22 protein-coding genes are annotated in these 25,606 nt (G+C 69.2%); 12 read left to right on the forward strand and 10 right to left on the reverse strand.

What is annotated here, in order from left to right:
* The first annotated feature begins 167 nt into the window (after window positions 1-167).
* The 6 genes from FHT26_RS12250 to FHT26_RS12275 all read left to right on the forward strand — a co-directional run bounded on the left by FHT26_RS12250 (window position 168) and on the right by FHT26_RS12275 (window position 8,390).
* The gene (locus tag FHT26_RS12250; RefSeq protein WP_168560578.1) at window positions 168-2,090 is read left to right on the forward strand and encodes a M13 family metallopeptidase; all 1,923 of its coding nucleotides are present in this window, start codon (window positions 168-170) and stop codon (window positions 2,088-2,090) included.
* A gap of 25 nt (window positions 2,091-2,115) precedes the next feature.
* A complete protein-coding gene (locus FHT26_RS12255) occupies window positions 2,116-3,555 on the forward strand; it encodes a DHA2 family efflux MFS transporter permease subunit (RefSeq protein ID WP_168560402.1) in 1,440 nt (479 codons plus the stop codon).
* Between the two features lie 114 nt (window positions 3,556-3,669).
* Complete coding sequence (locus FHT26_RS12260) at window positions 3,670-4,140, forward strand: 2Fe-2S iron-sulfur cluster-binding protein (protein WP_168560403.1); 471 nt, start codon at window positions 3,670-3,672, stop codon at window positions 4,138-4,140.
* A gap of 10 nt (window positions 4,141-4,150) precedes the next feature.
* The gene (locus tag FHT26_RS12265; protein WP_168560404.1) at window positions 4,151-6,307 is read left to right on the forward strand and encodes a xanthine dehydrogenase family protein molybdopterin-binding subunit; all 2,157 of its coding nucleotides are present in this window, start codon (window positions 4,151-4,153) and stop codon (window positions 6,305-6,307) included.
* A gap of 72 nt (window positions 6,308-6,379) precedes the next feature.
* Entirely contained in the window at window positions 6,380-7,624 is a 1,245-nt protein-coding gene (locus FHT26_RS12270; RefSeq protein WP_168560405.1) for an NAD(P)/FAD-dependent oxidoreductase, read from the forward strand.
* A gap of 7 nt (window positions 7,625-7,631) precedes the next feature.
* Entirely contained in the window at window positions 7,632-8,390 is a 759-nt protein-coding gene (locus tag FHT26_RS12275) for a class II glutamine amidotransferase (RefSeq protein WP_168560406.1), read from the forward strand.
* 173 nt (window positions 8,391-8,563) lie between these two features.
* Here FHT26_RS12275 and FHT26_RS12280 read toward each other — a convergent pair whose 3' ends face one another.
* From FHT26_RS12280 to FHT26_RS12300, 5 genes are all read right to left on the reverse strand, one after another.
* Window positions 8,564-9,712, reverse strand: coding sequence for an ABC transporter ATP-binding protein (locus FHT26_RS12280; protein WP_490362783.1), 1,149 nt, complete (start codon window positions 9,710-9,712; stop codon window positions 8,564-8,566).
* An 18-nt stretch (window positions 9,713-9,730) separates the two neighbouring features.
* The gene (locus FHT26_RS12285; RefSeq protein ID WP_168560407.1) at window positions 9,731-10,648 is read right to left on the reverse strand and encodes a carbohydrate ABC transporter permease; all 918 of its coding nucleotides are present in this window, start codon (window positions 10,646-10,648) and stop codon (window positions 9,731-9,733) included.
* Complete coding sequence (locus tag FHT26_RS12290) at window positions 10,648-11,544, reverse strand: carbohydrate ABC transporter permease (RefSeq protein WP_168560408.1); 897 nt, start codon at window positions 11,542-11,544, stop codon at window positions 10,648-10,650. Before FHT26_RS12290 ends, FHT26_RS12285 begins: the two co-directional genes overlap by 1 nt.
* 102 nt (window positions 11,545-11,646) lie before the next feature.
* The gene (locus FHT26_RS12295) at window positions 11,647-12,849 is read right to left on the reverse strand and encodes an ABC transporter substrate-binding protein (RefSeq protein ID WP_246867869.1); all 1,203 of its coding nucleotides are present in this window, start codon (window positions 12,847-12,849) and stop codon (window positions 11,647-11,649) included.
* Between the two features lie 128 nt (window positions 12,850-12,977).
* Window positions 12,978-14,357, reverse strand: a complete 1,380-nt coding sequence (locus FHT26_RS12300) for a GH1 family beta-glucosidase (RefSeq protein WP_349238134.1) — start codon at window positions 14,355-14,357, stop codon at window positions 12,978-12,980.
* Window positions 14,358-14,608: 251 nt separating this feature from the next.
* Here FHT26_RS12300 and FHT26_RS12305 point away from each other — a divergent pair, with 251 nt between their 5' ends.
* The 3 genes from FHT26_RS12305 (at window position 14,609) to FHT26_RS12315 (ending at window position 17,797) form a co-directional block, all read left to right on the forward strand.
* On the forward strand, window positions 14,609-15,616 hold the full coding sequence (locus FHT26_RS12305; RefSeq protein ID WP_168560411.1) for a LacI family DNA-binding transcriptional regulator: 1,008 nt from the start codon (window positions 14,609-14,611) through the stop codon (window positions 15,614-15,616).
* A gap of 210 nt (window positions 15,617-15,826) precedes the next feature.
* Entirely contained in the window at window positions 15,827-16,870 is a 1,044-nt protein-coding gene (locus FHT26_RS12310) for a glycosyl hydrolase (protein ID WP_168560412.1), read from the forward strand.
* Between the two features lie 21 nt (window positions 16,871-16,891).
* Entirely contained in the window at window positions 16,892-17,797 is a 906-nt protein-coding gene (locus tag FHT26_RS12315) for a LysR family transcriptional regulator (protein WP_168560413.1), read from the forward strand.
* A gap of 4 nt (window positions 17,798-17,801) precedes the next feature.
* On the opposite strand, the gene FHT26_RS12320 is transcribed toward FHT26_RS12315, so the two are convergent.
* On the reverse strand, window positions 17,802-18,236 hold the full coding sequence (locus FHT26_RS12320; protein WP_168560414.1) for a hypothetical protein: 435 nt from the start codon (window positions 18,234-18,236) through the stop codon (window positions 17,802-17,804).
* 175 nt (window positions 18,237-18,411) lie between these two features.
* Here FHT26_RS12320 and leuS point away from each other — a divergent pair, with 175 nt between their 5' ends.
* From leuS to holA, 3 genes are read left to right on the forward strand one after another with little or no spacing between them, the layout of a single operon-like run.
* The gene (leuS, locus tag FHT26_RS12325) at window positions 18,412-21,030 is read left to right on the forward strand and encodes a leucine--tRNA ligase (protein WP_168560415.1); all 2,619 of its coding nucleotides are present in this window, start codon (window positions 18,412-18,414) and stop codon (window positions 21,028-21,030) included.
* Window positions 21,031-21,032: 2 nt separating this feature from the next.
* On the forward strand, window positions 21,033-21,530 hold the full coding sequence (locus FHT26_RS12330) for an LPS-assembly lipoprotein LptE (protein WP_210427354.1): 498 nt from the start codon (window positions 21,033-21,035) through the stop codon (window positions 21,528-21,530).
* A gap of 39 nt (window positions 21,531-21,569) precedes the next feature.
* Window positions 21,570-22,682, forward strand: coding sequence for a DNA polymerase III subunit delta (holA, locus tag FHT26_RS12335; protein ID WP_168560416.1), 1,113 nt, complete (start codon window positions 21,570-21,572; stop codon window positions 22,680-22,682).
* Window positions 22,683-22,705: 23 nt separating this feature from the next.
* Here the strand turns inward: holA and FHT26_RS12340 are convergent, their stop codons facing one another.
* Genes FHT26_RS12340 through thiL form a run of 4 tightly spaced genes read right to left on the reverse strand, consistent with a single transcriptional unit; the run spans window position 22,706 to window position 25,597 of the window.
* Window positions 22,706-23,596: an NAD(P)-dependent oxidoreductase gene (locus tag FHT26_RS12340; RefSeq protein ID WP_168560417.1), complete on the reverse strand. Its 891-nt coding sequence runs from the start codon at window positions 23,594-23,596 to the stop codon at window positions 22,706-22,708.
* Window positions 23,593-24,075, reverse strand: coding sequence for a CinA family protein (locus FHT26_RS12345; RefSeq protein ID WP_349238135.1), 483 nt, complete (start codon window positions 24,073-24,075; stop codon window positions 23,593-23,595). Before FHT26_RS12345 ends, FHT26_RS12340 begins: the two co-directional genes overlap by 4 nt.
* Window positions 24,072-24,644: a phosphatidylglycerophosphatase A family protein gene (locus tag FHT26_RS12350; RefSeq protein WP_168560419.1), complete on the reverse strand. Its 573-nt coding sequence runs from the start codon at window positions 24,642-24,644 to the stop codon at window positions 24,072-24,074. The genes FHT26_RS12345 and FHT26_RS12350 overlap by 4 nt, the downstream gene beginning before the upstream one ends.
* Window positions 24,641-25,597, reverse strand: coding sequence for a thiamine-phosphate kinase (gene thiL, locus FHT26_RS12355; protein ID WP_168560581.1), 957 nt, complete (start codon window positions 25,595-25,597; stop codon window positions 24,641-24,643). Before thiL ends, FHT26_RS12350 begins: the two co-directional genes overlap by 4 nt.
* Between the last annotated feature and the right edge of the window lie 9 nt (window positions 25,598-25,606).

The following is a 25,606-nucleotide window of genomic DNA, read 5'->3' on the forward strand; positions in this document are numbered from 1 at the left end:
ACCACCGCGGTCCATCCGGCCGCCAGGAGCTTCACTTGCATCTTCTGCCTCACCGTCCCCGACGGGCCGCCTCGCGTGCCGCCCTCGTCGCCGTCGCCGCCACCTTGCTGGCCGGCGCCGTCCATGCCCAGACCGCGGCCCCCCGTTCGGGCATCGACCGCAGCGGCATGGACAACGCCGTGCGTCCGCAGGACGACCTGTTCCGCCATATGAACGGCACCTGGCTGCGCGACACGCCGATGCCGGCCGACAAGGCCTACATCGGCGCTTTCGAACAGATCCAGGAAGGCACGCTCGCGAAGCTGCGCGGCCTGATCGAAGACGCCGCGAAGAACGGCGGCGACGCCGATGCGAAGAAGATCGGCGACCTGTACGCCAGCTTCATGGACGAAGCCGCGCTCGAGACGCTGGGCGCGAAGCCGCTGGCCGGCGAACTGGCCGCGATCGACGCGGTGCGCACCCGCAAGCAGTTCAGCGTGTTGATGGCCCGCCATGGCCGGCTCGGCATCCCGTCGGCGGTGAACGGCGAGATCGACCAGGATGCCAAGGACTCGACCCGCTACGTCACCTACCTGAGCCAGGGCGGCCTCGGCCTGCCCGACCGCGACTACTACCTGAAGGAAGACGACGCCCGCTTCAAGGAAGCGCGCGCGAAGTACGTCGAGCTGGTCGCGAAACTGCTGAGCCTGGCCGGCGAATCGAACACCGAGGCCAGCGCTCGCGCGGTGCTCGCGCTCGAGACCGAGATGGCCCGCGTCCAATGGACGCGCGTCGAGAACCGCGATGCGGTCAAGAGCTACAACCCGGTGCTGCAGAAAGACCTGCCGAAGCTCGCGCCGGCTGTCGACTGGAAGGCCTGGCTCGCCGATGCCGGCATCGCCGGCAAGACCGCCGACGTGATCGTGCGCCAGCCGAGCTACTTCAAGGGCATGAGCGCGCTGCTGCAGTCGCAGCCGCTGTCGACCTGGAAGGCCTATGCGAAGACGCGGCTGCTGATCTCGTTCGCGCCGTACCTGAGCAAGGACTTCGTCGACGCCCAGTTCGCCTTCAACGGCACGGTGCTGTTGGGCACCACCGAGAACCGCCCGCGCTGGAAGCGCGGCGTCGCGATCGTCGAGCGCTCGATCGGCGAGAGCCTCGGCAAGGTCTACGTCGCGAAGTATTTCCCGCCCGAGTCGAAGGACAAGATGGAGAAGCTGGTCGGCAACCTGCTGGCCGCCTACAAGCAGAGCATCGACACGCTCGACTGGATGGGCGACGACACCAAGAAGCAGGCGCAGGCCAAGCTCGCGACCTTCGCGCCGAAGATCGGCTACCCGAAGAAGTGGAAGGACTACAGCCGGCTGCAGATCAGCCGCGATGACCTGGTCGGCAACGTGATGCGCGCGCGCCTGCTGGCCGACGCACGCGAGGTGGCCAAGCTCGGCAAGCCGGTCGACCGCGACGAATGGTTCATGACGCCGCAGACCGTCAACGCCTACTACAACCCGGCGATGAACGAGATCGTGTTCCCGGCGTCGATCCTGCAGCCGCCGTTCTTCGACGCGACCGCCGACGACGCGGCCAACTACGGCGGCATCGGTGCGGTGATCGGCCACGAGATCAGCCACGGCTTCGACGACGAGGGCAGCCGCTTCGACGGGCTGGGCAACCTGCGCGAATGGTGGACCAAGGAAGACCGCGAGCGCTTCGAGGCGAAGACGCGGGTGCTGGTCGAGCAGTACGGCGCGTTCGAGCCGGTGGCCGGCTACAAGGTCAACGGCGAACTGACGCTGGGCGAGAACATCGCCGACAACTCGGGCCTGGAGATCGCCTACAAGGCCTACCACCTGTCGCTGAACGGCCAGCCGCCGCTCGCGATCGACGGGCTGAGCGGCGACGAGCGCTTCTTCCTCGGCTTCGCGCAGGTGTGGCGCGGCAAGGCGCGCGAGCAGGCGATGATCCAGCAGCTGAAGTCCGACCCGCACTCGCCGGAAGAGATCCGCGCCAACGGCACGGTGCGCAACCACCCGGGCTACTACTCGACCTTCGGCGTGAAGGCCGGCGACAAGATGTACCTGCCGCCGGAAAAGCGCGTCTCGATCTGGTGATTCCGCCGGTGAGACACTGGGGCGCATGAGCAGCCCTCCCGATGCGCCCATCTCCCTGGTCCAGCTGAGGGAGCGCTTCGGCGAGCGCTACCGGTGGAGGGTGCTGCTGACGGTGATGATCGGAACGATGGCGTCGATCATGGCGTCGACCATCATCAACGTCGCGGTGCCCGACATCAGCCAGCGCTTCGGGCTCGGCCAGGAGCGCGCGCAGTGGCTGTCGGCCGGCTTCATGGCCGCGATGACGGTGTCGATGCTGGTCACGCCCTGGGTGCTCGACCGTTTCGGCTACCGCAGCAGCTACATCGGCGCGGTGCTGCTGCTGATGCTCGGCGGCATCGGCGGCGGGCTCGGCACCAGCTTCGACTGGGTGCTCGCGATGCGGGTGCTCGAAGGCCTGTCGGCCGGCGTGCTGCAGCCGATCCCCGCGATCATCGTGCTGCATGCGTTCCAGCGCCACGAGCAGGGCAAGGCGATGGGCATCTTCGGCTTCGGCGTGGTGCTCGCGCCGGCCATCGGACCGAGCATCGGCGGTGTGCTGGTCGAGGCCTTCGGCTGGCGCTCGATCTTCTTCGTCGTCGTGCCGTTCTGCCTTGCGGCGCTCGCGATGGCCTGGCGCTACCTGCCGCACAGCTCGCCGGGCGGCACGCAGGTGAACCGGCATGGCCGCCCGCTCGACGTCGGCGGGCTCGCGTTGCTGACGGTGGCGGTGCTCGCGCTGCTGAACGGCCTCGTGCACCTGCACGACGCGGCGCACGGGGCGGCGGTCGTGCTGCTGGCGTTGGCGATCGGCACCGGCCTCGTGTTCGTCGTGCGCCAGCGCCGCAGCGCCAACCCGATCATGCGGCTCGCGCTGTTCGACTTCCGCTCGTTCTCGATGGGCGGCTGGGTCGCGTTCATCTACGGCATGGCGCTGTTCGGCTCGACCTACCTGGTGCCGGTGTTCATGCAGCTCGCGCTGAAGCTGCCGCCGTCGCAGGCCGGCGCGGTGTTGCTGCCGGCCGGCATCGTGCTGGCGATCACGATCCCGCTGGCCGGGCGACTGGCCGACAAGCTGCCGGTCAGCCGCGTCGTCGCGGCCGGCGTGCTGCTGCTGGCGGCGTCGTTCTGGCTGATGCTGACGGTCGGCTTCGCGACCGCGCTGTGGGTGATCACGCTGTGGGCGGTGGTCGGGCGCATCGGGCTCGGGCTGGTGCTGCCGTCGCTGAACCTCGGCGCGATGCGCGGGCTGCCGACCGAGCTGATCTCGCACGGGTCGAGCACGATCAACTTCCTGCGCCAGCTCGGCGGCGCGGTCGGCATCAGCATCGTCGGCATCGTGCTGCAGTGGCGGTTGGGGGTGCATGCGGATGCACCGCTGCGGGCCTTCCACGAGACCTTCGGGTTGCTGGGGGCGATCAGCGCGCTGGCGGTGGTCGCCGCGTGGCGGATGGCGCCTCGCCGCCGGGATGCCGATCCGGGTTGACACGGGTCCGCTGCTCCCGGACTGGCCTCCGGGCTACGGGTTTCCCGCGGGCAGACGGCGACCGGGCGCGGCGGGATCCTGGGTGCTCTTGCACTCGAACCCCAGGAGACGCCCGTGAGCACACGTTTCAAGATCAACGGCAAGGCGGTCGACGTGAAGGCCGAGCCCGACACCCCGCTGCTGTGGGTGATCCGCGACGAGATCGGCCTGACCGGCACCAAGTACGGCTGCGGCATGGCGCTGTGCGGCGCCTGCACCGTGCACCTGGACGGCCAGCCGGTGCGCTCCTGCCAGACGCCGGTGTCGGCGGTGGCCGGCAAGTCGGTCGCGACCGTCGAGAGCCTGTCGCGCAACAACAGCCATCCGCTGCAGGTCGCGTGGATCAAGCACGACGTGCCGCAATGCGGCTACTGCCAGTCCGGCCAGCTGATGAGCGCGGCCGCGCTGCTGAAGGAGAACAAGAACCCGAGCGATGCCGAGATCGACGCCGCGATGAGCGGCAACATCTGCCGCTGCGGCACCTACCCGCGCATCCGCGCCGCGATCAAGAGCGCGGCGGCCGACATGCAGCACCACAAGGCCTGAGGAGACCGCGATGACCCAACCCACCGACCTCACCCGGCGCGGCTTCCTGCAGAGCTCGGCGCTGACCAGCGGCGGCCTGATGCTCGGCATCGCGCTGCCCGGTGCCGTCTCCGATGCCAACGCCGCCGGCATGCTGTACACGCCGAATGCCTGGGTGCACATCGCCGACGACAACACCATCACGCTGCTGTCGGCCCGCTCCGAGATGGGCCAGGGCGTCTACACCTCGATGCCGATGCTGATCGCCGAGGAACTGGACGTCGACATCCGCGCGATCAAGGTCTCGATCGCGCCGCCGAACCAGAAGCTCTACGGCAACGCGCTGCTCGGCGGCCCGCAGCTCACCGGCGGATCGAGCTCGGTGCGCGACGGCTGGGAGAAGCTGCGCATCGCCGGCGCACAGGTGCGCATGATGCTGATCAGCGCGGCTGCTCAAAAATGGAACATCCCGGAGTCGCAGCTGCGCGCCGAGAACGGCCGCATCGTCGGCCCGAAGGGTCGCAAGGCGACCTACGGCCAGCTGGCCGCGGCGGCCTCGAAGCTGCCGGTGCCCGACAAGGTGGTGCTGAAGGACCCGAAGGATTTCAAGATCGTCGGCAAGCCGACGCGCCGGCTCGACACGCCGGCCAAGGTGAACGGCACAGCCGAGTTCGGCATCGACGTGAAGCTGCCCGGCATGGTCTACGCGTCGCTCGAGCAGTGCCCGGTGATCGGCGGCACGGTGAAGAGCTTCGACGCCGGCAAGGCGAAGGCCATGCCCGGCGTGATCGACGTGGTGCAGATCCCGGACGGCGTCGCGATCGTCGCCGACACCTGGTGGCATGCCCGCAAAGCGCGCGAGGGCCTCGCCGTCGTCTGGGACGAAGGCCCCGGCGCGGCGCTGACGCACACAGCGATGACCGAGGGCACGCGCGCCGCGCTGTCGTCGGGCAAGGTGCTGCCTCTGAAGGCGGTGGGCGATGCCGATGCCGAGATCGCGAAGGTGGAGAAGGCGTCCGGCAAGGTGATCCGCGCCGAGTACATGATGCCGCTGCTGTCGCACTCGCCGCTGGAGCCGATGAACTTCACCGCGCACGTGCACGACAACCGGGTCGACCTGATCGGCCCGACGCAGTGGCAGGACGCCGCGGCCGCGACGGTCGCCAAGGTGGTCGGTGTGCCGCCGGAGAACGTCAGCCTGCGCACCACCTTCCTCGGCGGCGGTTTCGGCCGGCGCATCGACATCGACTTCATCATCCAGGCAGCGCAGATCTCGAAGGCGGTCCGCAAGCCGGTGAAGCTGCTGTGGACGCGCGAAGACGACATGACGCACGACTTCTACCGGCCGCAGTCGGTGCACCAGCTGGCGGCGGCGATCGGACCCGACGGCAAGCCGACCGCGATGACCTTCCGGATGAGCTCGCAGTCGGTCACCGGCCGGGTGTTCGGGCTGCCGGCCGACGTGCAGGACCCGCTGATGACCGAGGCGGCAGTGGCCGGCTACGCGGTGCCGGCCTCGCGGCACGACATCGTCAAGCACGATGCGGGCTTGCGCGTCGGCTACTGGCGCTCGGTCAGCCATGCGCTGAACGCGTTTGCGAACGAGACCTTCATCGACGAGCTGGCGGTCGCGGCGGGGCAGGATCCGCTCGCCTACCGGATGTCGCTGCTGGCCGGCCAGCCGCGCTTCGCCAACGTGCTGAAGATCGCGACCGACAGGGCCGGCTGGGCCAGTGCGGCACCGGCCGGGCGCTTCCGCGGCATTGCGCTGATGGAGGGCTATGACACCTACATGGCCCAGGTCGCCGAGATCTCGGTCGCCAACGGCGAGGTGCAGGTGCACAAGGTGACGGTGGCCGCCGACCTCGGGCGCATGGTCAACCCCGACACGGTGGAGGCGCAGATCCAGTCGAGCATCGTGTTCGGGCTGACGGCCGCTTTGTTCGGCGAGATCACGCTCGAGAAGGGGCGGGTGCAGCAGACCAACTTCCACCAATACCGGCTGCTGCGGCTGAACGAGGCGCCGGCGATCGACATCACGCTGGTGCCGAGCACCGAGAAGCCGGGCGGCATCGGCGAGCCGGCGACCGCGCTGATCGGGCCGGCGGTCGGCAATGCGGTGTTCGCGGCCACCGGCAAGCGGCTGCGCCGGATGCCGTTCACGCCGGAGAACATCCAAAGCGCCTGAGCGCGCGAGCAACGGGGTGCGGGCGGGGGCGCGGGTATCCTTGCGGGCTCTTCCGAGCCTGCCTGCCGCCCGATGTCGCCGATCCAGAACCGCCCGCTGACCGACCTGCCCGAACGCTGCGAGGTGCTCGTCGTCGGGGCGGGCCCGGCCGGCAGTGCGGCGGCGCAGTGGCTGGCGCGGGCCGGTGTCGACGTGGTGCTGGTCGACCAGCACCGCTTCCCGCGCGACAAGGTCTGCGGCGACGGGCTGATCCCCGATGCGCACGCGGCGCTCGCGCGGCTCGGCGTGCTCGACGAGGTGATGGACCAGGCGCAACCGGCGCAGCATGTCGGCTGCATCGGTCCGCGCGGCGGGCGCGTCGACGTGCCGGGCACGCTGGCGGTGCTGCCGCGCCGCGAGCTCGACCAGATCCTGTGCCGGGCCGCGCTGCGGGCTGGCGCGAAGATGTTTGCCCCGGCCCATTTCGAGGCGACGCTGAACGATGCGCAGGGCCGCGTGAGCGGCGCCACGCTGAGCCACGGCTCCGACCGGCGCGAGATCCGCGCCCGCTGGGTGCTGCTGGCCACCGGCGCGGTGCCGCAGGCGCTGATCGCCGCGGGTGTCTGCGAGCGCCAGACGCCGAGCGGCATCGCGATGCGCACCTACATCCGCAACCCGGCGATGGCCGAGCGGCTGCGCGCGCTCGATGTGGTGTGGGACCGCCGGCTGCGCCCCGGCTACGGCTGGATCTTTCCGTGCCGCGACGGCGTGTTCAACATCGGTGTCGGGGTCGCGAACAGCCACCGCAGCGGGGCCGACGGCCGGCACCACAAGCTCGACGTGAACCTGCGGCAGATGTTCGCGAGCTTCTGCGAGTTCTACGAACCGGCCCGCGAGCTGCTGGCCGGCGGCGAGCTGCAGGGCCCGCTGAAGGGCGCGCCGCTGCGCTGCACGCTGAAGGGATCGGCGTTCTCGCGCCCCGGCCTGCTGGTGACCGGCGAGGCGGCCGGCAGCACCTATTCGTTCACCGGCGAAGGCATCGGCAAGGCGATGGAGACCGGCCTGCTGGCGGCCGAATCGGTGCTGGCCGGACGGCGCGCCGACGATGCCGCGGTGCGCGACCGCTACGAGGCGGCGTTGCGCGCGCTGCAGCCGCGCTTCGCGCTGTACGAGCGGGCGAACGGCATCAACGCCCACCCGTGGCTGGCCGACCTCGTGATCTGGCGCGCGCAGCGCAGTGCTCGGCTGCGCGAGCGCATGAGCGGCGTGCTGAACGAGACCAGCAATCCAGGTACCCTGCTGAGCCTGAAGGGCGTCAAGCGACTGTTCCTGGAGTAGCAACGTTATGTGCCAGCTGCTGGGCATGAATGCCAACGTGCCGACCGACCTGATGTTCAGCTTCACCGGCTTCTCGACGCGGGCGGAGGAGCACAAGGACGGCTTCGGCATCGCGTTCTTCGAAGGTGCGGGCACGCGGCTGTTCGTCGATGCGCAGAGCGCGCGGCTGTCGCCGGTGGCCGAGATGGTCCGGCACTACCCGATCCGCAGCCACAACGTCATCGCGCACATCCGCAAGGCGACGCAGGGGGTGGTGGCGCTGGAGAACACCCACCCGTTCGTGCGCGAGCTGTGGGGCCGCTACTGGGTATTCGCCCACAACGGCGACCTGAAGGACTACCAGCCGCGGCTGCATGCGGCGTTCCACCCGGTGGGCAGCACCGACAGCGAGCGCGCGTTCTGCTGGTTGATGCAGGAGCTCTCGAAGGCGCATGCCGACCTGCCGCCGGTCGGCGAGCTGACGGCGACGCTGGCCGAGCTGGTGCCGCGCATCGCGGCGCACGGCAGCTTCAACTTCATGCTGAGCAACGGCCAGGCGCTGTGGGCGCATTGCTCGACGAAGCTGAGCTGGCTGGTGCGCGAGCACCCGTTCCGCAAGGCGCGGCTGCAGGACGAAGACATCAGCGTCGACTTCGCCGAGCTGACGACGCAGGCCGATCGCGTCGCGGTGGTGGTGACCGAGCCGTTGACGGCGGACGAGGCGTGGCGGGCGTTCGCGCCGGGGGAGTTGAAGGTGTTCGTGAACGGGGCGGTGGTGGAGCGCTGAACGAGCCTCAACTGTCCGGGCGCGTCGCACACATCCGTTCGCCCTGAGCAGGGACCGAGCTTGTCGAGGGCCCGTCCGTCGAAGGGTGTTTTCAGAGGCGCACGGGACTTCGACAAGCTCAGTCCGAACGGTTTTCTTCGTGAACGTCGCGCGCGGTCATGGGCTTGGGATGCTCAAAGCCGCTCCTGCGACCCCGGCTCGAACAACGACACCTTCTCCGCCGCGATCCGGAACGGCGCCTGCTGGCCGACCACCGGCTCCGCATGGCCGCTCAGCATCGCGCTGATCTGCTGGCCCTGCACGTCCATCCAGACGATGGTCTGCGCACCCATCGGCTCCACCAGCGCGACCGTGCCGGTGCCGTCGCCGGCAGCCGCGCCGTCCAGGTGCAGCGCGATGTCTTCCGGGCGGATGCCCAGCAGCACCGGCTGCCCGTCGCGCGGCGCCTGCGCGAACGCGTAGCGCGTCACGTCGACCGACAGCCCGGCGCGCCGGAACATCACCGCACCGCCCGCCACCTGCAGCGTGCCTTCGGCGAAGTTCATGCTCGGCGAGCCGAGGAAGCCGGCGACGAACACGTTGGCCGGCCGGTTGTAGATCTCGCCCGGCGCGCCGATCTGCTGGATGCGGCCCTTGTTCATCACCGCGATGCGCGTTGCGAGCGTCATCGCCTCGACCTGGTCGTGCGTGACGTAGACCATCGTCGTGCCGATGTTCTTGTGCAGCTGCTTCAGCTCGCGGCGCAGCTCGGCCCGCAGCTTCGCGTCGAGGTTCGACAGCGGCTCGTCGAACAGGAACACGCCGACGTCGCGCACCAGCGCGCGGCCGATCGCGACCCGCTGGCGCTGCCCGCCGGACAGCTGCGAGGGCTTGCGCTTCAGCAGCTCCTGCAGGTGCAGGATCTCGGCGGCGCGCGCCACGCGCCTCTCGATCTCGACCCGGGGCGTGCCGTTCACCCGCAGCCCGAACGACATGTTGCGCTCGACGCTCATCGTCGGGTACAGCGCGTACGACTGGAACACCATGCCGATCGAGCGGTCCTTCGGATCGGCCCAGGTCACGTCGCGCCCGCCGATCTCGATGCTGCCTTCATGCACGTCCAGCAGGCCGGCGATCGAATGCAGCAGCGTCGACTTGCCGCAACCCGACGGCCCGAGCAGCACCAGGAACTCGCCGGCCTGCACGTGCAGGTCCATCGCGGCGATGATCGGCACGCCACCCAGGCGGATCTCGAGCTGGCGGATGTCGACGTTGGCCGAGGCCACGTGCGACACCGGCGACGCGGCGGACGATGCGGGAGACGGTTCGACGGAGGAGTTCACGGCAATGGCAGACACGGATCAACCCTTCACGGCACCAGCCGCAATGCCGCGCACGAACCAGCGGCCTGAAATGAGATAGATGGCCAGCGGAACCAGCGAGGTGAGCACGGTGGCCGCCATGTTCACGTTGTACAGGCGCTCGCCGGTGGTCGTGTTGATCACGTTGTTCAGCTGCACCGTCATCGGCAGGTTGTCGCGGCCGGCGAACACCAGCCCGAGGATGAAGTCGTTCCAGATCGCCGTCACCTGCATGATCACCGCGACGATGATGATCGGCGTGGCCATCGGCAGCATCAGCTGGAAGAAGATCCGGAAGAAGCCGCCGCCGTCGATGCGCGCCGCCTTGAACAGCTCGCCCGGCACCGACGCGTAGTAGTTGCGGAAGAGCAGCGTCATCACCGGCATGCCGAAGATGGTGTGGATCAGCACGATGCCGGGCAGGCTGCTGAAGATGCCGGCCGCCGCGAACGCGCGCACCAGCGGGAACATCACCACCTGGTAGGGCACGAAGGCGCCGATCATCAGCACGCCGAACAGCAGGTTCGCACCGCGCGCGCGCCAGAACGACAGCGCGTAGCCGTTCAGCGCACCGAAGAAGATCGAGATCACCGTGCTCGGCAGCACGATCTTCACCGAGTTCCAGAAGCCGACCTGGATGCCGCTGCAATCGAGGCCGGTGCAGGCCTGCGACCAGGCGGCGATCCACGGCTCGATGGTCCAGGCGTTCGGCAGCGCGAACAGGTTGCCGAGGCGGATTTCGCCCATCGGCTTCACCGAGGTGACGAGCATCACGTACAGCGGCAGCAGGAAGAACGCTGCGCCGGTCAGCAGGAAGGCGTAGACGCCGATGCGTGCCGGCGTGACGCGCGGCGGGCGCTTCGAGCGCACGCGCGGCAGGCCGGCCGCCGCGGGCAGGGCAGAGGAGGGTGTCGACATCAGGCTTCCCGGGCGTTGCGGTTGGCGCGGCTGCGTGCATACAGCCACGGCGTGATCACGGCCAGCACCGTCAGCAGCATCACCGTGCTCGCGGCCGACGCGAGGCCGATGTTGGCGCGGCCGAACAGGTAGTCCATGATGAACTTGGCCGGCACCTCGCTCGCGATGCCGGGGCCGCCCTGGGTCATCGCGATCACCGCGTCGTAGACCTTCACGACGCCGACCGACAGCAGCACCAGCGCGGTCGCGAAGGACGGCCCGAGCTGCGGCAGCACGATGCTCGCGTAGACGCGCCAGCGTGGGATGCCGTCGATGCGCGCGGCCTTCCACATCTCTTCGTCGACGCCGCGCAGCCCGGCCAGCATCAGCGCCATCACCAGGCCCGAGGCCTGCCACACCGCGGCGATCACCACGGTGTAGATGACCTTGTCCTGGCTGACGATCCAGTCGAAGCTGAAGTTCTCGAAGCCCCAGCCGCGCACCGTGGTCTGCAGGCCGAGCTCCGGGTTCAGGATCCACTGCCACACCAGCCCGGTCGCGACGAAGCTCATCGCGTAGGGGTAGAGGAAGACGGTGCGCAGCACGCTCTCGCCGGCCACCTTCTGGTCGATGAAGACCGCCAGCAGGAAGCCGATCACCAGGCAGGCCAGGATGAACAGCACGCCGAAGATCAGCACGTTGTGCACCGAGACCATCCAGCGCTCGCTGGCGAACAACCGCTCGTACTGCGCGAGCCCGACGAAGCTGTCGCTCGGGAAGGTGCGCGAGTTGCTCAGCGAGATGCGCACCGACCACAGCACCGTGCCGATGTAGGCGAACAGCACCGTGGCGGCCATCGGCAGCAGCGCCGCGTAGACCGACCAGTGTTGCCGCAGTCGGCTGCGCCCGACTTCCATCGTGGAATCCTCAAAACCTTGCCAAGGCGGCAAGGGTAGACAAAAAAACGGTGGGCCGCAGCCCACCGTGGGATGACGCCTGGGTCGGATCGACCCGCCGGGTCAGGTCTTCAGCGCGACGGCGAGTGCCTTCGCGGCGTCGTCGACCGACTGGTTGGTGTTCCACAGCTTGGTCAGCACGTCCTGCACGGCGCCGATGGTGTCGGGCGTCGCGAGCATTTCCGAATCCGGCAGCTGGCGCGAGGCGTCCTTCATGATGGCAACGCCGGTTTGCGCGCAGATGTCCATCTTCGAGGTGTCGACGTCGGTGCGGATCGGGATCGAGCCCTTCTTGTTGTTGAAGGCGACCTGCGCGGCCGGCGAGGTCATCGTCGTCGCGAGCAGCTTCTGCGCCTTGATCGCATCGGCATTGGTCGTCTTCGGGAACACGAACACGTCGCCGGCGACGATGTACGGCGACTTCGGCCCGAAGCCCGGGAAGCAGCCGAACTCCTTGCCGGCCGTCTGGTTGGCGGCCTGGAACTCGCCCTTCGCCCAGTCGCCCATGATCTGCACGCCGGCCTTGCCGGAGATCACCATCGCGGTCGCGTCGTTCCAGTTGCGGCCCGGCGAGCCGGCGTCGACATAGTTGTGCAGGCGCTTGAAGGTGGCGAGCACCTTCTTGAACGGCTCGCTGGTGACCAGCGCGCTGTCCTTGTCGCGGTAGAACTTCAGGAACATCTCCGGGCCGCCGACGTGCGCCAGCACGGCGTTGAACGTGATGCGCTCCTGCCACGACTGGCCGCCCAGTGCCAGCGGTACCAGGCCGGCGGCCTTCAGCTTGTCGAGGTCGGCGAAGAATTCGTCGATGGTCTTCGGCTCGTCCTTGATGCCGGCTTTCGCGAACGCGGCCTTCGAGTACCAGAACCAGGCGGGCATGTGCACGTTGACCGGCACCGCGTAGTAGTGGCCCTTCACCTTGACGGTGTTCAGCACCGGCTGCGGCAGGATCTTGTCCCAGTTCTCCTTCGCGGCGACCTCGTCCAGGTCGGCCAGCTTGCCTTCGGCGACGATGTCGTGGAACTGCTTCGAGGTGTTGAACTGCGCGGCGGTCGGCGGGTTGCCGCCGACGATGCGGTTGATGGCCGCGGCGCGCGCGTTGTCGGCGCCGGCCACGGCGCTGTCGACCCAGGTGCCGCCGGCCGCCTTGTAGGCGTTCGCGAATTCCTTGATGGCGGCCGATTCGCCGCCCGAGGTCCACCAGTGGATCACCTCGGCCTTGACCTGGGCCTGAACGGTGCCCAGTGCGCCGAAGCCCACGACCATGCCGGCGAGAACTGCCTTCAATTGAAACGCCATGTCTGTCTCCTGTGGTGAAACTCGAGCACTCCGGCTCATTGGGGGGTGAACAACCCGGCTCCCCGGGTGACTCGGTGAAACGCTGCAGCCTCGATTCAAGCGGACGACTGTCTCGCCTTCATGAAAGCCTGCACGACGCGGCCGCTGTCCTTCCAGGTGCGCGCCTGGGTCTCGTAGTCGACGTGGACGATGCCGAAGCGGCGTTCATACCCATACGCCCATTCGAAATTGTCCAGCAGCGACCAGATGAAATACCCGCGAATATCCACGCCGTGGCGCATCGCGTCGTCGACCGCCAGCAGGTGGCGGCCGATGAAACTGATGCGCGACGGATCGGCGACGCGTCCGTCGACGACCTTGTCGTCCGACGCCATGCCATTTTCGGTGATGTAGATCGGCGGCAGGTTCCGGTAGCTGGCGTGGAAACCCTTCAGCAAGCGGGCCAGCCCCTGCGGATACACCTCCCAGCCCATTTGCGTGCGCTCGACGCCGGGCATGTCGGTTTCGATGAAACCATGCCGGCCGTCGCTCTTCACCTGCGTGCGGAAGTAATAGTTGATGCCGAGGAAATCGAGCGGCGCGGCGATTGTCTGCATGTCGCCGTCGAGCACCAGCGGCTCGGCGCCGGGCCACAGCCGCCACAGGTCGGCCGGGTAGCTGCCCTTCAGCAGCGGGTCGAGGATCCAGTGGTTGTGCTGCACCTCGAACAGGTAGGCGGCGTCCTGGTCCTGCGGCGACGGCGTCTCGGCCACCGCGGCGCCGACGTTGGCGACGATGCCGACCTGCGCGCCCGGGTCGTTGCGGCGCAGGACGGCCACCGCGGTGCCGTGCGCCAGCAGCAGGTGGTGCATCGCCTGCGTCGCGTAGCGCAGGTTCTGGCGGCCCGGCGCATGGCGGCCGACGGCGTAGCCCAGGAAGGCCGAGCACCACGGCTCGTTCAGCGTGGCCCAGGCGGTCACCAGGCCCTTGAACTCGCGGCTCACCAGGTCGGCGTATTCGGCAAAGTGGTAGACCACCTCGCGGTTGGTCCAGCCGCCGCGGTCCTCGATCCACTGCGGCAGGTCCCAGTGGTACAGCGTCACGTAGGTCTGGATGCCCTTGGCCTTCAGCGCCTCCAGCAGCCGCTTGTAGAAGGCCAGGCCCTTCGGGTTCGGCCGGTTGTTCGCGTCCATTACGCGCGGCCAGGCGATCGACAGGCGATACGCCTGCACGCCCAGTTCCTCGATGATTTCCAGGTCCTGCGGCCAGCGGTGGTAGTGGTCGCAGGCAAACTCGCCGGTGTCCCCGTTCAATACCATGCCGGGGGTGTTCGAATAGGTATCCCAGATCGACGGGATGCGGTCGTCTTCATGAATGGCGCCTTCGATCTGATAAGACGCCGTGGCAGTACCGAACAGAAAGTCGGGCGACCAGAGCCTGGAATCCGCGGGAATCTCCAACTGCGCTGCACTGTACTTCGCCGAATTCGTACTCACTCCACACCTTTCGCAACTGCTGCTTGACTTGACGGATCGTCCAGGCACTACAATGCCAGCCCAATTGGAACCGGTTCCAAAGAGCGGATCGCATTTCAGCATCTCCGCCGCCATCCAACATTGGGGAAAACCCGGTCAGATGACGAATCGGGAGCGTAAAGACAAAGGCTTGAAACCCGGTCCCGTGCGGCTTCTATGATTCCCGGTTCGGGGAGCGGTTCTCCGGCGACGGGTTCTTTCACGGGCGACGAATGGCAACCATCAAGGACGTGGCGCGGCTGGCGGGTGTGGGGGTCGGCACCGCCTCGCGGGTGATCTCCGGCCGCGGCTCGGCGTCGCCGGCGGCGGTGGAGCGGGTGCAGGGCGCGGTGCGCCAGCTCGGTTTCCGGCCGTCGAGCCTCGCGCGTGCGCTGTCGTCGCGCACCCTAGGGATGATCGGCGTCTTCGTGCCCGATTTCAGCGGCCCGTTCTTCGGCCGCATCCTGCAGACGATGGACGCCGAGCTGCGCGAGTTCGACCGCCACATGGTGGCCGCCAACGGCTGCGGCCACGGCGACCGCCGCCAGCAGGCGCTGGACGGTACCGCGTTCCTGATCCAGCGCGAATGCGACGGCCTGATGCTGCAGAGCAATGAGCTGCTCGACGAGGACCTGCTCGCGCTGCACCGGCTGCAGCCGCGGCTGGCGGTGCTGAACCGGCGGGTGCCGACGCTCGAGGCGCAGTGCTTCTCGGCCGACCACCGCGTGGGCGGGCAGCTTGCGGCGCAGGCGTTGCTGAGCCGCGGCCACCGGCAGATCGCGGTGATCTCGGGGCCGAATTCCGCGCCCGACAACGAGGCACGCCTGGCAGGCTTCTACGGCGAGCTGGCGGCCCACGGCATCGCGCGCGACACGGTGCCGCAGGTCGAGGGCGACTTCAGTTCCGAAAGCGGCTGGCGCGCGGCCTCGCAGCTGCTGGAGCGGGGCGTGCCGTTCACCGGGCTGTTCGGCGCGAACGACGTGATGGCGATCGCGGCGATCTCGCGCCTGCAGCACGCCGGGCTGCGCGTGCCCGAGCAGGTGTCGGTGGTCGGCTACGACGATTCCGAGCCGGCGTCGTACAGCAACCCCCGCCTCACCTGCGTGCGCATCCCGATCCAGGACGTGGTGTCGAACGCGTCGCGCTACCTGTTGAACGCCTGCTACGGCAGTGCTCTGCCGGTGACCCACATGTTCGAGCCGACCTTCGTGTGGCGTGACTCGGTCGTGAAAGTTCCCTGAAATACACCGCCCTCCGAAGAGGGATGCGCATTGCGTCGGCGCGGCGCGAGGTGCCCGACAAAGTTTGGCCTGCGCATCGACGGTTTGCGTCAGATGGAAGTGATAAACGGTTCCACTTCGGGGTTCGGCGGCCGTGGCATGCGAACTGCAACGCGGTTTCCCCCATGGGCGACCGCCTGCCTGCACCGTTGGAACAAGCGAAAGTCTTCGATGAACGATCACCCTGACCTCGACAGCCGGCTGCGCCGGCGCCTGATCGGCGCCAGCCTGGCGTCCGCAGCCACCGCGGCGCTGGCCGCTTGCGGCGGTGGCAGCGATTCGTCGCCGTCGCCGGCGCCTGTCGGCGGCACGCCGCCGGCCCCGGCCCCTGCGCCCTCGCCGTCCCCCGCTCCGTCGCCTTCGCCGGCCCCGGCGCCCGCACCGAGTCCTTCGCCGTCGCCGAGCCCCGCACCGTCGCCTGCCCCGGCTCCGGCGCCCGCTGCCAAGAGCTTCAAGCGCGGCATCGCCTATGACCTGTCGACCACCGCCGACCTGAACGCGCTCGTGCCGGGCGTGTCGTGGTGGTACAACTGGTCGCCCCGGCCGGCGGTGACCCCGCCCACCGGCACCGACTTCGTGCCGATGGTGTGGAACTTCGCGTTCGACGACGCCGAGATCGAGGCGCTGCTGAAGGCCAACCAGCAGTACAAGTACCTGCTGGTGATCAACGAGCCGAACCTCTATGGCCAGGCGACGACGACGCCGGCCGATGCGGCGGCGGCCTGGCCGCGTCTCGAGGCGCTGGCGGCGAAGACCGGCGTGAAGATCGTCGGCCCCCAGATCACCTGGGGCACCCTGACCGGCTTCACGGACCCGGTGGTCTGGATGGATGCCTTCTACACCGCCTACCGCAACGCCAACGGCGGGCGCGATCCGCGCATCGACATGCTGTCGTTCCACTGGTACGACTACGGCCTGGCGGCGCAGCTCGATCGCCTGAAGAAGTACGGCAAGACCTTCTGGGTCACCGAGTTCGCGAACTGGCACAACGGCGACGGCTCGGCGCAGATCGACACCGTGGCCAAACAGAAGGCGCAGATGGCGGAAATGGTCGCGATGCTCGAAAGCCGCGCCGACGTCTTCCGCTACGCGTGGTTCACCGGCCGCTGGGAGAACGACACCCACTACAGCAGCCTGCTCGTCACGAACGCGGACGGCAAGAAGGACGGCAAGCTGACCGAACTCGGCCAGTACTACCTGTCGTTGCCGTTCTGATCCCCGGAGCCTTGCCGTCCCATGCGTGACCCCGTCACCTTCGACCAGCTGAAGATCTTCATCGCCTGCGTCGAACGAGGTAGTTTTTCAGGTGCGGCGCGCAAGCTGCACCGCACCCAGTCGGTGGTGAGCCAGGCCATCGCGCAGCTGGAGCGCCAGATCGGCGTGACGCTGTTCGACCGCAGCGGCCGCCTGCCGACGCTGACCGACGAAGGCCGCGCGCTGCTGGCCGACGCGCGCATCGTCGCGCGCGGCGTCGATGGGTTCAAGGCGCGCGCCAAGAGCTTGTCCGACGGGCTCGAGCCGGAGCTGTCGGTCGCGATGGATGCGCTGTTCCCGATGGACTGGCTGACCCAGGCGGTCGGCGCGTTCCGCCACGAATTCCCCGGCACGCCGCTGCGGCTGCACGTCGACGCGATGGGGGCGATCCTGCAGCCGGTGCTCGACGGCCAGTGCCGCATCGCGGTGATCGGCAGCCTGCCGGAGGTGCCCGACACGCTCGAATCGCAGCCGCTGCTGGACGTGGCCGCCGTCACGGTGGTGGCGCCGACGCACCCGCTCGCATCGCACGACGGGCCGATCCCGCGCGCGGTGATCGAACAGCATGTGCAGCTGGTGCTGACCGACCGCTCGCGCATGACGGACGGGCGCGATTACGGTGTCGTGTCGCCGATCACCTGGCGGCTGGCCGACCTGGGCACCAAGCATGCGTTCCTGCGCGCCGGCTTCGGCTGGGGCCACATGCCGCGTCCGCAGGTGGAGGCCGACCTGGCCCAGCGCAGCCTGGTGACGCTGGAGGTCGAAGGCCTGCCGTTCGCGCCGCCGTCGTTCTCGATGCGCTCGGTGCACCGCAAGGATGCGCCGCCGGGGCCGGCCGCGCGCTGGTTCCTGGATTGGCTGAAGCAGGCCGAGGCGGACCGGGCTTAGGGCGCTAGAGCGACAGGGTCAACTGCAGCATCGAGAAGGCAGTCCACAGGCGACGCACGCCGAGCAGGTAGTTCGCCTTGTCGCCCTTCGAGGCCGATGTTTCGGCCAGCGACAAGGCCTTCGTGAAGGCCAGCCCGAGGCTGCCGTGATCGGGCGGAATGCTGTTGCGCACCGTGTCGAGCAGGGTCGCCCATTCTTGCGGGTCCCCAGGCGTCTCGATCGCGCTCGACAGCCGCAGCTTGAGGTTGTCGATTTCGGCACACAAGATTCGCAGCGGTCCCGATGCCGCCGGCGTGGACAGCCGGGCTTCGCGGCGGACCGCCAGCAGTTTCTCCGCAAGCAGTTTCTGCTCGAGCGGCACGGCGCCGTCGGACGCTTTCGGTGCACCGAGCACGACACCAGACGGCGAACTGGAGGCGGGGCGCTGAATCGTGGTCATGGTGACTGCTTCGCGAGGTTGAAGGGAGGAGGCGAGGGCCCCGGAGGAACGGAGCGCGTCGCTGGATGAGTGGCCGGGACGCCCGAATGATTCCAAGACGAACATACCGGCGCGCGCCGGGGTCGGTTCCTATAATCGCCCCTCGCCCCCCGAGCCACCCACGGCGCCGACACCGATGACTCCCGACTTCAAGCCCACCGAGATCGAACGCGCCGCTCAGGCCGCGTGGACCGCCGCCGATGCCTATCGCGTGACGGAAGACGCCAGCAAGCCGAAGTTCTACGCCTGCTCGATGCTGCCGTACCCGAGCGGCAAACTGCACATGGGCCATGTGCGCAACTACACGATCAACGACATGTTGACGCGCCAGCTGCGCATGAAGGGAATGAATGTCCTGATGCCGATGGGCTGGGACGCCTTCGGGCTGCCGGCCGAGAACGCGGCGATCAAGAACAAGGTGCCGCCGGCGAAGTGGACCTACGACAACATCGCGTACATGAAGCGGCAGATGCAGGCGATGGGCCTGGCCATCGACTGGAGCCGCGAGATCGCGACCTGCTCGCCGGCCTACTACCGCTGGAACCAGTGGCTGTTCCTGAAGATGCTGAAGGCCGGCATCGCCGAGCGCCGCACCCAGGTCGTCAACTGGGACCCGGTCGACCAGACCGTGCTCGCCAACGAGCAGGTGATCGACGGCAAGGGCTGGCGCTCCGGCGCGCCGGTCGAGAAGCGCGAGATCCCCGGCTACTACCTGAACATCACGAAGTACGCCGGCGAACTGCTCGACTATGTGCAGGAGCAACTGCCCGGCTGGCCCGAGCGCGTGAAGCTGATGCAGGAGAACTGGATCGGCCGCAGCGAGGGCGTGCGCTTCGCGTTCCCGCACCGCATCGCCGGGGCTGACGGCCAGCCGATCGGCGGCGGCCGTCTCTACGTCTTCACGACGCGTGCCGATACCATCATGGGCGTGACCTTCTGCGCCGTCGCGCCCGAGCACCCGCTGGCCACGCATGCCGCGGCCACGAACCCGGCGGTCGCCGCCTTCATCGACGAAACCAAGGCCGGCGGCACCACCGAGGCCGAGCTCGCCACGCAGGAGAAGAAGGGCGTGCCGACCGGCCTGGTCGTGCAGCACCCGATCACCGGCGAAGACGTGCCGGTGTGGGTCGGCAACTACGTGCTGATGAGCTACGGCGACGGCGCGGTGATGGGCGTGCCGGCGCACGACGAGCGCGATTTCGCGTTCGCGAAGAAGTACGGCCTGGGCATCCTGCAGGTCGTCACGATCGACGGCGAGCACTTCAGCTACGACCACTGGCAGGAGTGGTACGCCGACAAGCAGCGCGGCATCACGATCAACTCCGACAACTTCAGCGGGCTCGACCACGCGAAGGCGGTCGACGCGGTGGCCGCGGCGCTGGCCCACAAGGGGCTGGGCGAGAAGAAGACGACCTGGCGCCTGCGCGACTGGGGCGTCAGCCGCCAGCGCTACTGGGGCACGCCCATTCCGATCATCCATTGCGACGAGCACGGCGCGGTGCCGGTGCCCGAGAAGGACCTGCCGGTCGTGCTGCCGGAAGACGTGGTGCCCGACGGCAGCGGCAACCCGCTGAACAAGCGTGCCGACTTCCTGAACGTCGCGTGCCCGACCTGCGGCAAGCCGGCGCGCCGCGAGACCGACACGATGGACACCTTCGTCGACAGCTCGTGGTACTTCATGCGCTACTGCGATGCGTCGAACGACAAGGCGATGGTCGGCGCCGGCACGCAGTACTGGATGCCGATGGACCAATACATCGGCGGCATCGAGCACGCGATCCTGCACCTGCTGTACGCCCGCTTCTGGACCAAGGTGATGCGCGACCTGCACCTGGTCAAGGTCGACGAGCCGTTCACGAAGCTGCTGACCCAGGGCATGGTGCTGAACGAAGCCTTCTCGCTGACTCACGAAGGCGCCGGCAAGGACTACTTCTGGGCGCACGAGCTCGACATCCAGCGCGACGACCATGCGCACGTGCTGTCGGCGGTGCACAAGGAAAGCGGCAAGCCGGTCGTCTACGAGGGCTGGACGACGATGTCCAAGTCCAAGAACAACGGCGTCGATCCGCAGGACCTGATCGAGAAGTTCGGTGCCGACACCGCGCGGCTGTTCGTGATGTTCGCGTCGCCGCCGGAGCAGACGCTCGAATGGAACGACCAGGGCGTCGAGGGTGCGAACCGTTTCCTGCGCCGCCTGTGGGCGTTCGGCGCGAAGCATGCCGACGCGATCCTCGGCGCCGGCGAGGTCTCCGGCACCGTCGCGAAGGACGCGCAGGCGCTGCGCCGCGAGGTGCACACGCTGCTGCGCCAGGTCAGCTACGACTACGAGCGCATGCAGTACAACACCGTGGCCTCCGGCGCGATGAAGCTGCTGAATGCGCTCGAAGGCTTCAAGGGCGATGCACCGGCCGTCGTGCGCGAGGGCTTCGGCATCCTGCTGCGCGCGCTGTACCCGGCCTGCCCGCACATCACCTGGAAGCTGTGGTCCGACCTGGGCTATGCGAAGGGCCTGGGCGACCTGCTCGACGCACCGTGGCCGCAGGTCGACGAGGCGGCCCTGGTGCAGGACGAGATCGAGCTGGTGCTTCAGGTCAACGGCAAGACGCGCGGTGCGATCACCGTGGCAGCCGCTGCCGACAAGGCCGTGATCGAGGCTGCCGCCGTCGCGAGCCCGGACTTCGTCAAGTTCTCGGAGGGCAAGCCGCCGAAGAAGGTGATCGTGGTGCCGGGCCGGCTCGTCAACGTCGTCGTCTGAGCATGCCGATCCAGCGCCGCACGGTCCTGCTGTCCACGCTCGTCGCCGCGCTCGCCGGTTGCGGCTTCGAGCTGCGGCGAGCGCCGGAACTGCACTTCAAGGCCATCCAGCTGACCGGCTTCAAACCGCAGTCGCCGCTGGCCGCCGACCTGCGCCGTGCGCTGCAGTCGGTCAACGCGACGCGCGTCGTCGAGGCCGCGTCGCAGGCCGAGGTGGTGCTCGAGTCGCTGAACGACGTGCGCGAGAAGGGCGTCGTGTCGTCCGGCACCGCCGGCCAGGTGCTCGAAGTGCAGCTGCGCTCGCGCTTCAGCTTCCGGCTGCGCACGCCGATGGGCAAGGAGCTGATCCCGGCGAGCGAGATCCTGCTGGCGCGCGACATGACCTACAACGAAAGCATCGCGCTGGCGAAGGAGCATGAAGAAACGCTGCTCTACCGCGCGATGGAAACCGACATCGCGTCGCAGGTGCTGCGCCGGCTGGCGTCGGTCCAGTCCCTGTGAACCCCGGCGTTGCCCCCGGCCTCTTGACTCGCGATCCCGATGCAGCTGCGCGCTGACCAACTCCCCACCCACCTGCGCCAGGGCCTGAAGCGCATCTACACGATCCACGGCGACGAGCCGCTGCTCGCGCAGGAAGCTGCCGACCTGATCCGCGCCGCCGCGCGCGCGGCCGGCCATACCGAGCGCCAGGTGCACACCGTGGCCGGGGCGCACTTCGACTGGAGCAGCCTGCTCGGGGCCTCGCAGGCGCTGAGCCTGTTCGCCGACAAGCAGCTGATCGACATCCGCATCCCGTCCGGCAAGCCGGGCAAGGACGGCTCGCAAGCGCTGCAACGCTACTGCGAGACGCTGTCGGACGACGTGGTCACGCTGGTGCAGTTGCCCAAGCTGGACCGCACGCAGCAGACCAGCGGCTGGTTCGTCGCGCTCGATGCGGCCGGCGTCACGCTGCGCGTCGACCCGATCGAGCGCCGCGCACTGCCGGCCTGGATCGCGCAGCGGCTCGCGGCGCAGGGCCAGCGCGTGCAGGACGGCGAGGCCGGGCAGCAGACGCTGGCGTTCTTCGCCGACCGTGTCGAAGGCAACCTGCTGGCCGCGCACCAGGAGGTGCAGAAGCTCGGGCTGCTGTACCCGCAGGGCGAGCTGGGCTTCGAACAGATCGAATCGGCGGTGCTGAACGTCGCGCGCTACGACGTGTTCAAGCTCGGCGAGGCGGTGCTGGCCGGCCAGGTCGGCCGCGCGCTGCGCATGCTCGACGGGCTGGAGGCCGAGGGCGAGGCGGCGGTGCTGGTGCACTGGACGCTGGCCAACGACATCCTGGCGCTGCGCCGCGTGAAGGACGCGATGAACGCCGGCAAGCCGCTCGCGCTCGCATTGCGCGATGCGCGGGTCTGGGGGGCGAAGGAGCGGTTGTTCGAACGCGCCGCGCCGCTGCTGAGCGACGACGGGCTGTCGCAGCTGGTCGAGGCGGCGCAGGTCTGCGACGGCCTGGTCAAGGGGCTGAAGCACGCCGACTGGCCGTTCGAGCCGTGGCAGGGCCTGCGGCGGCTGGTGCTGATGGTGATGCAGCAGGTCACGCAGCAGGCGGCGCCGGCCCCGGGGACGGTGCGTGGCGGGCCGGCGACGAAGGTGTCGCTCGTCCTGCGCGCGTGAATGACGATCCTCGGGCTACGAATTCAATACCCGCGGCTTCGATCGACCAGGTGCTGCAGCGGTTGCCCTGAGCGCAGCGCGCGGATGTTGGCCGCCACCACCTGGGCCGCGCTGCGCGGATCGGTCTGCGCCGCGACGTGCGGCAACACCGTCACCTTCGGGTGCTGCCAGAACGGATGCGTCGTCGGCAGCGGCTCGGTCGCGAACACGTCGAGCACGGCGCGCGACAGCTGCCCGTCGTCGAGCGCTGACAGCAGGTCCGCCTCCACCACCTGCGCACCGCGCGCCAGGTTCACGAAGCTCGCGCCGCGGCGCATCTGCGCGAAGCGTGCGCGGTCGAAAAAGCCACTGGTGGCCGGCGTCAACGGCAGCAGGCTGATCACGACGTCGGCCTCGGCCAGCACGCCGTCGACCGGGCCGCTGCCCGTGCGCCAACCGCTGACGATGAACCCCTGCTGCGCCAGCCGCGCGGCCACTGTCTGGCCCATCTGCCCGAGGCCGAGCACCGCGACCCGCGTCTCGTCGGCACGTCGTTGGCCGTGCTGCCGCCAGACGCCGGTGCGTTGCTGCGCGGCGTAGTCGAAGAAGCCGCGCTGCAGCGCGAGCGCCGCCCACAGCGCGGTCTCGGCCATCGCGGCATTCATCGCCGGATCGACCATGCGCGCGAGCGGCACGCCGGTCGGCAGCGTCGGGTCACGCAGCAGCTTGTCGACACCGGCCCACAGCGATTGCACCAGCTTCAGCCCCGGCAGGCCGTGCAGCGCACCGGCCGGCGGGTTGGCGACGATCGCGATGTCGATGTCGTCGCCGGTTCGCTCGCGCAGCAGCGTCTCGCCGGGCAAGGCCGCCTGCAGCGCCGGCAGCCAGGCGGCCCATTCCGAGGCATCGAAGTCGGCGGCCAGCAAGATGCTCACGATGCCGCCTGCAGCAAGCGCATCAGCGCCTGCGACACCGTCTGTCCGCGCACCGCCGTGCGGTCGCCGGCGAACAGCAGCCGCTCGGCCTGCGTCGCCCCGTCGCGTTGCGCCCACGCGAGCCACACGGTGCCGACCGGCTTGCCCGGCACCGCGCCGCCCGGGCCGGCGATGCCGGTCACCGCGACAGCGAAGCGCGCCGGCGAGTGCCGCAGCGCGCCTTCGGCCATCGCACGCGCGACCTCTTCGCTGACCGCACCGTGCTGCGCGATCAGCGCCGCCGGCACGCCGAGCATCTGCGTCTTCGCGTCGTTGCTGTAGGTCACGAAGCCGCGCTCGAACCAGTCGCTCGAGCCGGCGACCGACGTGCAGGCCGCGGCGATCAGCCCACCGGTGCAGGACTCGGCCGTCGCGATCGAGCCGCCGCGCTGCCGCAGCACGCGCGCCAGCGCCAGCACCGCCGGCTCGAACTCGTTCACAGGAACCTCCACAGCGCGATCACCAGCAGCGCGCACAGCGCCGCGACGAAGTCGTCGAACAGGATGCCGAAGCCTTGCGCCCAGCCGATCGGTTGGCCGCGGCGCAGCTTGAAGCGGCCGTCGGCCCAGCCGACCGGGCCCGGCTTCACCGCGTCGAAGAAGCGGAACAGGCCGAAGGCCACCGCCTGCGCGAGCAGGCCAGCCGGCGTCACCAGCCACAGCACGGCCCAGAACGCCAGCACCTCGTCCCAGACGATGCTGCCCGGGTCGGCGACATTGAGGTTGCGCGCGGTCACCGTGCAGGCCCACCAACCGACCCCCGTGCCGACCGTCAGCAGCAGCAGCCACTGCAGGTCGCCCAGGTGCGGCTGCAGGATGACGAACGCGAGCCAGGCCCACAGCGTGCCGACCGTGCCGGGCGCGACCGGCGACAAGCCGCTGCCGAAGCCGAGCGCGATGACGTGCGCCGGGTGGCGGAACATGAAGCCGATGGTCGCGCGGCGCGGCGCCGGGCGTAGCGGCGGCGGTTCGGGCGCGCGAGCGGGATCAGGATGGGGCTCGGGCGTCATGACTTGAAATGATCGAAGGCCGCGAAGCGCTGGTCGACCGCCGCGCCGTCGCCGTCCACCAGCCGCAGGCCGTGCGCGGCCGGCTCGATGCGGCCGATGCGCGTCGCCGCGACACCGGCGCCTTGTGCGGCGGCGCGCACGGCGGCGGCCTGCGACGGTGGCGCGGTGAACACCAGCTCGTAGTCGTCGCCGCCGGCCAGCGTGCAGTTGCGCTGCAGCGCGAGCGGCTGTGCGGCCAGCACCGCGCTGCGCGGCAGCGCATCGACCTGCAGCGTGGCGCCGGCGTTCGAGCGCTTCAGGATGTGGCCGAGGTCGCCGAGCAGCCCGTCGGAAACGTCGATCGCGCTGGTCGCGATGCCGCGCAGCGCGGTGCCGAGGGCAACGCGCGGCGTCGGCAGCTCCATCGCGGCGCGCACCTGCTCGAAGCCGTCGCCGGCCAGCGCGACGCTGCCGCGAAAGACCTCCAGCGCGAGCCGCGCGTCGCCGAGCGTGCCGCTGACCCAGATCTCGTCGCCCTCGCGCGCGCCCGAGCGCAGCAGCGCCTGGCCAGGCGGTACCTCGCCGAACACCGTGATGCACAGGTTCAGCGGGCCTTGCGTCGTGTCGCCGCCGACCAGCTCGCAGCCGTGCGCATCGGCCAGCGCCAGCAGGCCGCGCGAGAAGCCTTCGAGGAACGCCTCGTCGATGCGCGGCAGCGCCAGCGCCAGCGTGAACGCGAGCGGCTGTGCGCCGCAGGCAGCGAGGTCGCTCAGGTTGACGGCCAGCGCCTTGTGGCCGAGCCGCTGCGGCGCGACCGTCGACAGGAAGTGCCGGCCCTCGACCAGCATGTCGCTGGAGGTCGCGAGCTGCATGCCGGGCGCCAGGTTCAGCAGCGCGCAGTCGTCGCCGACGCCGAGCGCCGCGCGCCGCGCCGGCCGCGTGAACCAACGCGCGATCAGGTCGAACTCGCCGATCACCGACAT

The organism is Rhizobacter sp. SG703 (genome assembly GCF_012275445.1).
Lineage (GTDB): Bacteria > Pseudomonadota > Gammaproteobacteria > Burkholderiales > Burkholderiaceae_C > Rhizobacter.